Consider the following 12641-nt stretch of genomic DNA (forward strand, 5'->3'; position numbering starts at 1 on the left):
GGTCACCCCTTGTCGTCGTGTGCGGGGGGCTCGGGCGCGGGGGTTGCGGGCGGTGCGGGAGACGCGGGCGCGGTGTTGCGGACGTGCCGGAACCAGACCAGCAGCGCCGCCGTCGTGGCGACGAACGAGACGGACGTGGCGACCGCGGCGCCGACCGCGCCGTGCGCCGGGATCAGGACCGCGCCGAGGACGACGACGACCGCGAGGCCGATGCCCTGCCCGGTGGACGCGGCGCCGGGCCGTCCGACCCCGTACAGGTAGGCCATGACGAGCCCGGTGACGCCGAACGTCGTGACGCCGGCGAGCCGGATGTAGGTGGGCACGACCGCGTCGTCGAACACGTCGCCGAAGATCCAGGGCAGCGCGGTCCCGGCGACGAGGGCGAGCGGCAGGGCGGCCAGGGCGGACACGCCGAGCGCGGGCAGGATCAGGCGGGCGGTCCGCCTGGTCGCGGTGTCCCGGTCCTCCTTGGCGAAGTCCGGGTACAGGATGTAGTTGACCGCGAGGCCCGGAAGCTGCACGAGCTCGGCGAACTTGCTCGCGACCGTGTAGACGCCGAGCACCTTCGGCCCGGCCAGCGCGCCGAGCAGCGCCATGTCGAACCGCAGTTGCAGCAGGTCGATGAGCTGGCCGAGGTAGCCGCGGAGCCCGTACCCGGCGATGGACGCGCCGAGCCGCCGGTCGGGGCGCCCCCAGCCGGCGAAGAACCCGCGCCGCGCGAGCCGGCGGGCGATCCACGCGGCGGCGGCGACGTCGGCGAGCACCAGCCCGGTGATCAGCGCGCCGGGCCCGTACCAGCCGGTCAGGAGCACGAGGTAGATCGGCAGGAAGACGAACTCCTCGACGGCGATGGCGAGGCTCGCGCCGGGCTGGTCGTCGGTCCCCTGGAGCAGGCCCTTGCCGACCGAGACGAAGCCCTGCGTGAAGGACGGCACGGCGGCGGCGACCGTGACCCACCACCCGAACGACTGGAAGAACACCAGGTGGACCAGCGGGCTGAGCGCCAGCCAGCCGGCGCCGGAGACCGTCGCGCCGATCACGGTGAGCCACGCCAGCGTGGGCCGCACGCGGCTCTGGTCGTAGTCGCTCCGGGCGAGGAAGAACGGCGCCGCGCCCGGCAGCCCGGCGCTGGACAGCTGGCACAGCAGCCCCGGCAGGATCCGGACGAGCGTGAACGCGCCGACGAGCTCGGGCCCGCCGATCCGCGCGACCATGATCGTCGCGAGGCCGAGCGAGGCGAGCGCGCCGATCCTCCCCGCCATGTTCCCCGCGACCAGCGCCAGCAGCCTGCGCCGGGCGCTCCCCGCCCGGCTCTCGGCGTCCGGGCCGTCCGCGGAGGGCGGTGCGGCGACCGCCGCGCCGTTCCGGTTCGGCTGGCCGCTCACCGCGCGACCTCCCTCTCGCGAACCCGGACCCCGCCTCGCACGCGATGGGGGCCGGGCCGGTGGGAGGAGGGTGGACGCGGCTCCACGGGCGGCCGGACGAGCCGGCGGTCGGGGGAGTCGCCGCGGCGTCCGAAGAGGTCGAGGGCGGCGATCAGGCCGAAGACCGCCCAGCCGTGCCGGTAGTGGAGCGTCTCGTAGAAGAGGCCGGAGACGAGGAAGACGGCGACGAGCGCGCCGAGCAGCTCGGGGCGCGGCACGAGCCGCGCGTACCCGCCGGTCAGCGCGTCCCGGCGGGCGATCCGCACGCACTTCAGCAGCAGGACGAAGACCAGCGCGATGAGCGCGACGCCGCCGAGGAAGCCGCGCTCCAGGACCGCGGCGACGTAGTCGTTGTGCGCCTCCCGGACGTAGGTCTCCTGCCGCACCAGCATCTGCCTCTCCGTCTGGCCGGGGCCGATGCCCCACGGGTGCGTCTGGTCGCCGATCATCTGGAGGGTGGTGGCGAGGACCGTGCCGCGCGAGTTCGTGCTCTCCCCGGTCGTCCGCCCGATGGAGTCGCGCAGGATCGGGGACGCCTGGCTGGCCTGGTCGAGGAACGGCTGAATGTCGACCTGGGTGACGACCGCGACACCGGCCCCGCCCACGAGGAAGGCGGACAGGCCGACCGCGACCGCGTGGTGCGCCTTGCCCTCGCGGAACAGCCGGAACAGGTAGCCGAGCAGGATCGCGACGCAGAGCGCGAGCAGGCCGCCGTTCGAGCCGGTGAGGATCTCCGCGGCGAGCAGGATCCCGCACACCGTCCACCGCTTCCCCCGCGTCTCCGGCCATCGGGTCGCGCGGGCGATGAAGAAGACGCAGATGAACCAGTTGGACGCGTAGTTGGCGTCGCCGAACGTGAACATCGCGCGCTCACCGTCGACCTGCTTGCCGGACAGCGCCTCGATCCCCAGCACGAAGCCGACGATCATGACGAGCGCGTAGAAAGTCCCGATCCATACGAACGCGCGGAGCGCGACCCTCAGCAGCGCCGGGTCGCGGCCGAGGTTGGCGACGCTCACCGCCCACAGCAGCACGAACAGGTCCTTGACCAGGGTCAGCGCGCCCGCGTCGTTGACGACGGCGGCGATCCCGCCCGCGACGATCGTCATCAGGGTCGGGACGAGGAACGGCCAGCGGACCGGGAGCCTCCAGGTGCCCGCCCACAGCAGCGTCGTCGCGGTGAGGCCGACCAGCGCGAGGTCGGGCAGCCCGGTGTTGCCGGGGCCCGGCGGAAGGCCGGCCGGCATCAGCATCGGCAGCGAGGCGATGCCCGCGACCAGCGCCACCGACGTCAGCCGCGTGCGGCGCCTCGGCGGCGGCGGCGCGGGCGGGGCCTCGGTCATCGCGGTCATGGGCGGCGGGAGTTCCCTCGGTAGGTCTCGTCCAGGACGGTCCCGAGGTACTCCGGCGAGAACCACCCGCCGACCCTGGCGCGCGCCCGCTCGGCCATCCGCGCGGCGGCGGACGGGTCGTTGAGCAGCGCCGACACGGCGGTGGCGAGCCCGTCCGGCTCCTCGGGCGGGACGAGCATCCCGGTCTCCCCGGCCAGCACGAGGTCCTGGTTGGACGGGACGGCCGTCGCGACCAGCGGGATCCCCGCCCCGATCGCCTCGACCAGCGCGCACGGGAGCCCCTCCCAGCGGCTCGCCATCGCCATCACGTCGAAGGCGGGCAGCACCTCCGCGACGTCGCCGCGGTGCCCGAGCCAGCGCATCCGGTCGCCGATGCCGAGCCTCGCGGTGAGCTTCTCCATCTCGCCCGCCATCGGGCCGCCGCCGACCCACAGGCCGAACACGTCGTCCGGCAGCCGGGCGATCGCCTTCGCGAAGACCTCCGGGCCCTTCTGGAACGTCAGCCGCCCGACCGACCCGACGACCTTCACGCCGAGCGGCAGGTCGAGGAGGCGGCGGGCCCGGGCGCGGGACCCGGGCGCGGCCGCGTAGGCGTCCACGTCCACGGCCGGCCAGGACAGCCGGACCCGCTCCGGTGTGGTCAGCCCGAGCCGCAGCGCCGTCGTCACCGTCTCCGACCCGATCGCAAGGAACGCGTCGGTGCGCTTGGCCGCGACCCGTTCGAGTCCTATGTAGGCGCGTCGCCGCGCCCACGACTGGAACTCGTTGAACGGGAACCCGTGCCAGGTGTGGACGATGCGGGGGACGCCCGCGCGGGCCGCCGCGACCCGTCCGATCACGCCGCCCTTCGCGCTGTGGGTGTGGACGACGTCGTACCGCCCCTCCGCCAGGACGCGGGTCAGCGTCCGCAGCGCGGCGAGGTCGTCGCGCGGCGAGACCTGCGGCACCAGCGGCCCCACCTGGACGATCTCCATCCCGGCCGCGTGCGCCTGCCGGGTGAGGTCACCGGCGGCGGCGTTGGCGACGGCCTCGTCCCCGAAGAGGACGCCGTTGCCGGTGGACGAGGCCGTGCTGTCCATGCCGACGCCGCCGGTGACGATCGCGTGCTGGTAGTCGCCGTCCGGCAGCGCCAGCGCGCCGTTCAGCGCGACCCGGCCGGCGCCCCCGTTGAACCGGGTGATCACCGTGGCGACCCGGAGCTTCCGCGCGGTGCTCACGCACGGCTCCGCAGCGCCTCGGAGAGTGCCGCGACAACGCGTTCGACGCCGTCGTCCGACAGCCCCGGATACAGCGGCAGCGACAGCAGCTCCTCTCCGACCCGGTCGGTCACCGGCACCTGCGCGCACTCCTCGGCGCCCAGGATCTCCTGGTAGGCCGTCATCTGGTTCGCCGGGATGAAGTGCACGGACGTCGCGACGCCCGCCGCCTCCAGCTCGGCGCTGACCGCGTCCCGGTCCGGCACCCGCACCTGGTAGAGGTGCCAGGCGTGCTGGACGCCGTCCAGGCGCCGCTGGGGCAGCACGAGGCCGGGCAGGTCCCCGAGCGCCGCGTCGTAGCGGGCCGCGATCTCGGCGCGCTCCCGCTGCCAGCCCGGCAGGGCCGCGAGCTGCGCCCGCCCGATCGCCGCCTGGACGTCGGTCATGTTGGCCTTCAACCCGAGCGTCCGCACGTCGTACCGCCAGCTCCCGCCGGGCAGGTACCGCCGCCACGAGTCCTTGCTCATCCCGTGCAGCCGCATCGCGCGGACCCGGTCGGCGAACTCCCGGTCGCTGGAGGCCACCGCGCCGCCCTCGCCGATCGGCATGTTCTTGGTGGCGTAGAAGGAGAAGCACGCCGCGAACGACTCCGACCCGACCGGCCTGCCGCCGCGCGCGGCGCCGGGGCCGTGCGCCGCGTCCTCGACGACCCTCGTCCGGTCGAGGCCCGCCGCCTCGGCGAGCGCCGCGACGTCCACCGGGTAGCCGCCCTGGTTCTGCACGACCATCGCCGCGGGCGCGGTGCGGCTCGCCGCCTCCCTGACCGTCGCGGGGCTCGGGACCAGCGTGTCCTCGTCGATGTCGACCAGCACGGGCAGGTGCCCCGCGTGCAGGATCGCGTTGATCGCGCCGCAGAACGTCAGGCTCGGCGTCAGCACCGCCGAACCCGGCGGGAGGTCAAGCGCCCGCAGGCACAACTCCAGCGCGGCCGTGCACGAGGAGACCGCGACGACGTGGGCGGCGCCCAGGTGGTCGGCGAACTCCTGCTCGAACGCGGCCGTCTGCGGCCCCGTCGTGATCCAGCCCGAGTCGAGCACCTTGACGACGGAGTCGGACACCTCGCCGGACACCGACGGAACCGTGAACGGAACGGACGCACTCACCTGGTCACCCCTTGATCTTCCGGGACGCGGCGACGACGCCGAGCAGCGGCCAGCCGGACGCGGCGACCAGGTCCCGGACGGTCTCCAGTCCCGCGACCCTCGTCACCGGACCGACCACCACGACCACGCCCACCTCGTCGTCCGAACCGGGATCGATCTCCTCGAACGCGTGCACCTGGCAGAGCCGGCGCACCGGGGCCGGCCGGCGGACCTCCGAAGGGGAGATCTCGGACTTCTTCGTCATCACGCCGGTGCCGGCACCGGCGCGGACCACCGACGTGCTGGTCTTCCCGCCGGGCCCCTTGCTGTTGAGCGACGGCCCGTCCGTGCCGCCGTCCTCGCCGCGGTCGCCGTCCGGGGCGTGGTCGCCGTCCGGGGCGTCGTCTCCGGGCCGGGCCTTGACGATCTTCGTGTCGTCCCCGTACACCGCGGACGCGACCGACGACACCAGGTCGGCCGGCAGCGGACCGGGCGCCCCGACCAGCACGACCCGTCCGACGCCCTCCTTCTTGGCGGCGAGCCGGACGCGCCGCCCGAGGTCGGCGAGCCGGGCAGGGCCCCGGTCGGCCCAGCCGAGCAGCGGCACCCCGAGCCGCCGCGCCACCCGCCGCTGCCCCGGGATCGTGGGACGGGCCATCTCCATCACCACCGCGATCAGGATTCCGCCGACCAGCCCCACCAGCCCCGCGATGGCCGCCGTCATCACGACCGGGTTCCTGCGCGGGGCCAGCACCGCCGGCTGCACCACCGATGCCGTCCCGGCCGACGAGAGCTGCGTCTGCAGGTCCGACCGGTTCGACCGCAGGTCGGTGAGCTCCGCCTGCACCCGCTCGCGCTCGTTGGCGGCGCCGATGTCGGGGTCCGGCTGCCGGCCCGCCCGCCGCGCCAGCGGGCCGAGGTCCTTCTCCAGCTTCCGGACGCGCTTGTCGATGTCGGCCATCTGCCGCCTGATCGACCCCTGGTTGGACTCGTTGATCTCCTGGACGACCGCGGCGCCGATCGCGTCGGCCAGCCGCCGCGCCACCTCCGGGTCGCGGTCCTTCACCGACAGCTCCACCACCGTGGACGTGCCGAGGCCGGTGACCTCGATCGCCTTCGCCGTCTTCACCGTCGACCGGTCGAGCCGCTGCCGCCGCAGCACCCCGCTCAGCAGGTTCTCGCTGGTCGCGAACGCCTTCACCTGGCTGACCACGATGGACACGCCCGCGTCCCCCGGCGCCGCGTCGGTCGCCCTGCTGCTCGCCTGCAACCGCGCCCCGGCCGTGTACGGCGGCTCCCGCCCGCTCATGACGAGCCCCACCAGCACCAGCGGAAGGACCGTCATGACCAGCAGGACCGCCCAGTAGCTCCGGACCACCCGCGCGGCGACTTCGTCGATCTCCACGATCTTCCCTCCGGCTTCGTCACGGCGAGCGTAAGAAGCCCCTCCGCCGGAGGGATCGTGCAAAAGACGACCCCGTTCTACGCCGTTTGCACCAGAGCGCGCCCGGGGTCAGTAGTCGTCCGAGGTGGGACGCATCCCGGCGCGCATCGCCAGGGTGATCGCCTCCAGGGCGGAGTGCATGTCGAGCTTGGCCAGCAGGTTCTGCGTGTGGGTGCGGACGGTGTTCGCCGACAGGCACAGCCGCTCGGCGATCTCCGCGCGGCCGAGGCCGTCCACCATGCACTGCAGGACCTCGCGCTCCCGCGGCGTCAGCTCGGCGATCACTCCGCCGGCGTCGTCCTCCCGCAGCCTGCGCAGCACCTCGCCGAGCACGTCCGGCGGGATCCAGCCGCCCCGCCGCGCGGCGGAGCGGATCACCCGGGCGACGAGGTCGGCGCTCTCGGTCTTCTCCACCCACGCCACGGCGCCCGTCCGGATCGCCCGCACCATCGCGTCCACGTCGCTCATCGCGGTCAGCATCACGACCCGGACGTCGGGGTACCGCTTGCGGACCCGGTCCAGGACGTCCAGCCCGCTCTCGGTGTCCAGCGTCATGTCGAGGACGATCACCCGCGGGCGCTCGGCGGCGGTCAGCGCCAGCGCGCGCCGCACGTCGGCGGCGATCGGCAGGATCACCAGATCGGGCTCGCGCCCCAGTCGCGCCGCGAGGGCCTCGGCGAAGAGCGCGTGATCGTCCACGATGAGGACGCGGATCGGTTCCATGCACCGACCATGACCGCTGAGCGCGCTCCGCGGATCCTGCAAACGCTGTACTTCGTTTCGGCCGTCCGATCCGCGGCGGAGGCGGTGCCGGGGGAAGACTCGTGCGCGGACGGCGGCCGGGCCCCGCCGGTTCACACGCGTCCGGACCCGGTCACCGAGAGTGCCAGACATTGACCATCCGCGGCCGGCTGCCGATTCTGTGGCTGACACTCAAGGGGACGCACTGGCCTGCAGGGATGCCACATGAAAGTGCTGATCACAGGGGGAGCCGGCTTCATCGGCAGCACGATCGCCTCCGCCTTCGCCGAACACGGGATCACTCCCGTGGTGCTCGACAGCCTGATCACCGGACGGCAGGAGTTCACCGCCGGCAAGGTCTTCTACCAGGGCGACATCGGGGACGGGGACCTGGTCGACGAGATCTTCCGCGACCATCCCGAGATCGTCGCGACCGTGCACTGCGCCGCGCTGATCGTGGTGCCCGACTCGATGACCGACCCGCTGCGCTACTACCGGGTCAACCTGTCCAGGACCCTCGATCTCGCCGGCCACCTCGTCCGCAACGGCTGCGATCGCATGATCTTCGCGTCCACCGCGGGGATGTACCGCCCCGAGGCCGACCTGTCGGTCTCCGAGACGTCCGATCTGGAACCCCAGAACCCCTACACCCGCTCGAAGATGATGGCGGAGCTGCTCCTGCAGGACTTCTGCAAGGCGTACGGGCTGCGCGTCATCTCGCTGCGGTACCTCAACCCGATCGGCGCCGACCCGCGGCTGCGCACCGGCCTGCAGAACAGCAAGCCGACCCACGCCCTCGGCAAGATGATCGAGTGCTACTCGCTGGGCGTCCCCTTCAAGATCACCGGGGTGGACTGGGAGACCCGCGACGGCACCGCGATCCGCGACTACATCCACGTCTGGGACATCGCCCGCGCCTTCCACGCGGCCGCGACCCGCTTCGACGCGATCATCCCGCCGACCGGTGACCACTCCCGCTACGAAGTGATCAACCTCGGCACCGGCGACGGCACCACCGTTCGCGAACTCGTCGCCGCCTTCCGTGAGGTCGTCGGCGAATCCTTCCTGGCCGAGGACGCCCCCGCCCGCCCCGGCGACGTCGTCGGCGCCTACGTCGTCCCGTCCAAGGCCTGGGAACTGCTCGCCTGGAAACCCGAGTACAGCATCGAGGACGCCATCCGCCACTCCCTCCAATGGGCCGACCGCCGCCGCGCCCTGGACGTGGCCTGACCCACGAACCCGTCCGGTCACCCCACCTTCCGCAAAGGGGTGACCGGACGAACTCCAAGGGGCGGTGACCTGGTCATGACCGATGGTGGAAGCCCGACCATCCGCCGGCGGGAACTCGGCTCGCGATTGCGGAGACTTCGCCTGGGATCGTCCAAGACGATCGACGAGGTAGCGCAGGCGCTGCTGTGCTCGACGAGCAAGGTGAGCCGGATTGAGACGGGCCAGCGCGTCGCGACCGCGCGTGACATCCGGGATCTGTGCGACCTGTACGGGGTGACCGACCCCGCGGTCAAAGACGAGCTGATGCGCCTGGGCAGGGAGGCGCGCCGGCGGTCGTGGTGGCGGCAGTACAGCGACCTCGGCGAGGTGACGTCGCTGCTCGACTACCAGGAGGGTGCCTCCTCGATCACGGAGTACGACTCCTGCCTCGTCCCCGGACTCCTGCAGACTGCGGACTACGCCCGTTCCGCCCTGCGCGGACTGTCGCCGAGCATCCGGGAGGACGTACTTGAGGAGCGCATCGAGGTGCGAATGCGGCGGCAGAGCCTCCTCACCCGGGACGATCCGCCTCGGCTCTGGGTCCTGCTCGACGAATCGGTGCTGATCCGGCATGTCGGCGGGAGCGCGACCATGAAGGCGCAGCTGAACAAGCTGCACCAGCAATCACGGCTTCCGCAGGTCACCCTCCAGGTCGTGCCTTTCAAGTCGGGCGCGCACCCGGGCCTGAACAGTGCTTTCTCCCTAGTGGAGTTCACGGGCGCGGCTCTGTCCCCCATCGTGTACACCGAAGGGCTGATCGGCGAAATCTACCTGGAGGGCAGGAACGATATCGACCGGTACCGAGAAGCGGTCGACCACCTGCGCGCCACCGCCCTGAGCCCTGCGGATTCGCAGGACCTCATCACCAGGATGATCGGACGTCTCTCATAGACGCGCCAAGTCGCCGATATATCCGTTTTCCATAATGAAAGCCAGGACAAGTGGACCATCGGCCGAGCCCGCCGTCGGCCCGTCCGGTCGCCCTCATGTTCCGCAGAGGGGCGACCGGGCGGGCCGCTTTCAGTAGGTGGCGGAGCGCTGGTACTGCGCCCAGATCGCGTCGTCGAAGTAGGGGGACAGGTTGTAGGAGCGGTCGGCGGCGACACGGCTGATGACGCCGTTGGCGAGGCCCAGATGCGTCCCGGCGTCGTAGTCCTTCAGCCAGGGGCCGCCACTGCTGCCGGGAGGTAGGTCGCAGTTGATCCTGACCCGGCTCTCGGGAGGCGGCAGGAAGGGCCGCGTCTCCCCGAAGCACTCCTTCTGGACGAGCAGCGCACCCAGGTAGGAGATGACGGTCCGCGGAGCGACGTAGGACTGGTTGACGATGATGCCGTTCTCGCCGACCGCGTCGCCGAGCCGTTGACCCTGCTGGTTCGGCTTGACGTTCACGAAGCCGAAGTCGTAGCGGAGGTCGCCCTTCTTCCCCCACTGCTTCACGCTGTTGGCCCTGAAGCCTTCGAAGACCCCGAACGGTGCCGGGTCGTTCGTCGTGGCACCGGGCCGGAACTTGAAGTTCTGGTACTTGCGGCTCTTGCCGCCCTCGGACATGCAGTGCCCGGCGGTGAGGACCAGGTTCCTGTTGTTGCTCCTGACCACGGCCCCTGTGCAGAGGCCGTGTTCGTGGGTGACGGGATCGTCGTATTCCAGGCGTCCCACGGTGGGGTTGAAGCCCGCCCCGATGCGGGAGGCGCCGAGATGGGCGGGGCCGCGTGGAAGCACCAGATGCGGCGCCCCCGGACGGACCGGCGGCGCGCCCGGCGCCCCCTCCGCGGACGCGATATCGACGCCCCCGACTCCGGTGGCGAGCACGGTGGTGAGAACCAGAGCCGACCCTATTTCGATATATTTTTGGGCGTAGTATCTTTTTATCATCCAATTCTCCGTAGCAGTGGATTGTTGCACGGATGGACGAGAGTCCAATCTAGATAAGAAGGCCGCCCGCGAAATCCACTTGCATGCCGATGTATTTTCGCCTCGGCTGGGTTATGGCCGAGCTGCGGCCGGCGTCTCGGCCCCACCGCGGAGCAGAACGATCAGCGGGAGCCGGTTCCCGGCCGCCGGAAGGCCCCCGAGGTGCCGCGACGCCGCACGCAGGGGCGGGCGGACCCTCGCTTCGGCGAACTTGTGAAGATCGGTGTGTAAACGGGGCCGCTCGCACGGGAGTACTGGGTGAAGGTCACCTACTCATCGAAGGCAGGGGCGGATGGATGATCCCCGAAAACGCTTCGCCGATCTGTACGACGAGAACTACCGGCGGGTGCTGGCGTACGCGCTGACCCGAACCGAGCCGCATACGGCCGAGGACGTCGCCAGCGAGACGTTCCTCATCGCTTGGCGGCGCCTGGCCGACATACGCGAGCCGGCGCTTCCGTGGCTGCTGGGCGTGGCCCGCAACCTGCTGCACAAGCAGCGGACGGGCGGATACCGGCGCCATGCGCTGGCCGACCGGGTCGCCGCCATGACCACCGATGCCGATCTCATCGCGTGGGACGTGGCCGAGCACGTCACCGAACGCGACAGCGCCGTCGCCGCGTTGGCCGCGATGACCGAGAAGGACCTCGAGGTGCTCACCCTCGTCACCTGGCACGGCCTGACGCCGCGCGAGGCCGCCAAGGTCGTCGGCTGCTCGACGGCGGCGTTCCAGGTCCGCCTGCACCGGGCCCGGCGCCGGCTCGTGAAGGCCCTCGACGACGCTCCCGCGCGGCGTACCCGTCCCTCCGTCACCGGCAGCGCCGAGCGGGTGACCAGATGAGCTCCGGAGCAGACATGAACCGAACCCCTGACAGCACCCTCCAGGCGCTGAGGCCCCAAGCCCTCGACGAACTCGCCGCCGAGTCGTACGCGCGCCGCCGCGAGCAGGACATCGCCCGCGTCCTGGCCGCCACGTCAGAGGAGGCCGTGCCCCGGACCGAACGGCGCCGGATGCCGCGGCTCCTGACCGCCGGACTGGCGGCAGGCGCGGTGGCCGCAGTAGCGGTCGGCGTCATCGTGGCCACAGGCGACTCTAGCGGCACCCGCACGCCCGCACCGGCCGCATCGCAGCGCCTGGACGCGCGCACGGTGCTGCTTGCCAGTGCCGAGGGCGCGGCCAAGGCCCCCGCGACGACCGGCAAGTACTGGTACACCCGGGAACGCGAGACCCGCCTCGTCGGCCCCGCCCGAAGGAGGTCCCCCCGCAGCGAGGCCCTGGCGAAGAAGCGAGGAAAGAAGTCTCCGCCGGTGACCGCCTACGTGACAACGACGCAGGAGACGTGGAGTGGCCGTGATCGCCGCGACCGCACGATCGTCGGCATCGACCGGAAGATCACCTTCCCGAGCGCGGCCGAGGAGGCCAAGTGGAAGGCGCTCGGCTCACCGGAGCTGGAGCCGTGGTCGGCCAAGCGGCACGTCAACGACTACGACTTCTCGGACCTCAAGCTCACCAAGACCCAGCGGAACCAGACGGTCTCCGCACTGGCCGAGCTGCCCTCCGAGCCCAAGGCCCTCGAAAAGGCGCTGCGAGGGTGGTACCGGGACGAGAATCAGGTGTCCCTGGGGCACGACGGTGTGCCGATGTCGGGAGACTTCGCCCAGTACGTCTTCGGTACCGCGCAGGATCTGCTGGTCGGCCCGATCACGCCCGCGACGAAGAGCGCGCTCTTCCGGATGCTCGCCAAGCAGCCGGGCATCACCTATCTCGGGACGGGCACCGACCGGCTCGGCCGCAAGGGCGCGGTCCTCGCCGGAAAGGGCGGGATCGAGATCCGCCTGATCATCGACCCGGAGACCGGGCAGCTCCTCGAACAGGACTCGGGCGACCGGAAGTCCCCCATGCTCGTCATGACCTACCAGTCGATGGGCTGGGTGAACCACCTCGACGACCGCCCCTGAAATCCCCTGACACGGCCCGGGACCCATGAAGCGGTCCCGGGCTTGGGGTTTCATCAAGGATGTTTGGTTCGCGCACCAGCGGACGCGTTTGGGTATGCGGTTTGGGTATGCGGTGAACTCCCGAATCGCTGGAAGCATTCTTGGCATTACTCAAAAGTTGCTGCGCTGGTCCGCCGGGCTGCGCTGGTCCGCCGGGCTGCGCT

General features: G+C 71.6%; 11 protein-coding genes. 4 read left to right on the forward strand and 7 right to left on the reverse strand.

Annotation, left to right across the window (positions count from 1 at the left end; translation table 11 throughout):
- Positions 1-2 precede the first annotated feature (2 nt).
- From K4S16_RS13845 to K4S16_RS13870, 6 genes are all read right to left on the reverse strand, one after another.
- Positions 3-1385: a lipopolysaccharide biosynthesis protein gene (locus K4S16_RS13845; protein ID WP_149259295.1), complete on the reverse strand. Its 1383-nt coding sequence runs from the start codon at positions 1383-1385 to the stop codon at positions 3-5.
- The gene (locus K4S16_RS13850) at positions 1382-2776 is read right to left on the reverse strand and encodes an O-antigen ligase (protein WP_149259296.1); all 1395 of its coding nucleotides are present in this window, start codon (positions 2774-2776) and stop codon (positions 1382-1384) included. Before K4S16_RS13850 ends, K4S16_RS13845 begins: the two co-directional genes overlap by 4 nt.
- Positions 2773-3993 (reverse strand): glycosyltransferase, encoded by a 1221-nt coding sequence (locus K4S16_RS13855; protein WP_149259297.1) that lies wholly within the window; start codon positions 3991-3993, stop codon positions 2773-2775. The genes K4S16_RS13850 and K4S16_RS13855 overlap by 4 nt, the downstream gene beginning before the upstream one ends.
- On the reverse strand, positions 3990-5135 hold the full coding sequence (locus tag K4S16_RS13860; RefSeq protein ID WP_149259298.1) for a DegT/DnrJ/EryC1/StrS aminotransferase family protein: 1146 nt from the start codon (positions 5133-5135) through the stop codon (positions 3990-3992). The genes K4S16_RS13855 and K4S16_RS13860 overlap by 4 nt, the downstream gene beginning before the upstream one ends.
- Positions 5136-5139: 4 nt before the next feature.
- Complete coding sequence (locus tag K4S16_RS13865; RefSeq protein ID WP_149259299.1) at positions 5140-6519, reverse strand: hypothetical protein; 1380 nt, start codon at positions 6517-6519, stop codon at positions 5140-5142.
- A 108-nt stretch (positions 6520-6627) separates the two neighbouring features.
- On the reverse strand, positions 6628-7281 hold the full coding sequence (locus tag K4S16_RS13870) for a response regulator transcription factor (RefSeq protein WP_160160910.1): 654 nt from the start codon (positions 7279-7281) through the stop codon (positions 6628-6630).
- Positions 7282-7524: 243 nt separating this feature from the next.
- On the opposite strand from K4S16_RS13870, the gene galE reads away from it, so the two are divergent.
- A complete protein-coding gene (gene galE, locus K4S16_RS13875) occupies positions 7525-8529 on the forward strand; it encodes a UDP-glucose 4-epimerase GalE (protein ID WP_149259301.1) in 1005 nt (334 codons plus the stop codon).
- Between the two features lie 75 nt (positions 8530-8604).
- Entirely contained in the window at positions 8605-9459 is an 855-nt protein-coding gene (locus tag K4S16_RS13880) for a helix-turn-helix transcriptional regulator (protein WP_149259302.1), read from the forward strand.
- Positions 9460-9588: 129 nt separating this feature from the next.
- Here the strand turns inward: K4S16_RS13880 and K4S16_RS13885 are convergent, their stop codons facing one another.
- Positions 9589-10377, reverse strand: a complete 789-nt coding sequence (locus K4S16_RS13885; RefSeq protein ID WP_160160911.1) for a serine protease — start codon at positions 10375-10377, stop codon at positions 9589-9591.
- 394 nt (positions 10378-10771) lie between these two features.
- Here K4S16_RS13885 and K4S16_RS13890 point away from each other — a divergent pair, with 394 nt between their 5' ends.
- A complete protein-coding gene (locus tag K4S16_RS13890) occupies positions 10772-11320 on the forward strand; it encodes an RNA polymerase sigma factor (RefSeq protein WP_235036777.1) in 549 nt (182 codons plus the stop codon).
- A 14-nt stretch (positions 11321-11334) separates the two neighbouring features.
- A complete protein-coding gene (locus K4S16_RS13895) occupies positions 11335-12438 on the forward strand; it encodes a CU044_5270 family protein (RefSeq protein WP_149259304.1) in 1104 nt (367 codons plus the stop codon).
- Positions 12439-12641 lie beyond the last annotated feature (203 nt).

It is taken from the genome of Actinomadura sp. K4S16, assembly GCF_008327685.1.
In the GTDB taxonomy this organism is placed as follows: domain Bacteria; phylum Actinomycetota; class Actinomycetes; order Streptosporangiales; family Streptosporangiaceae; genus Spirillospora.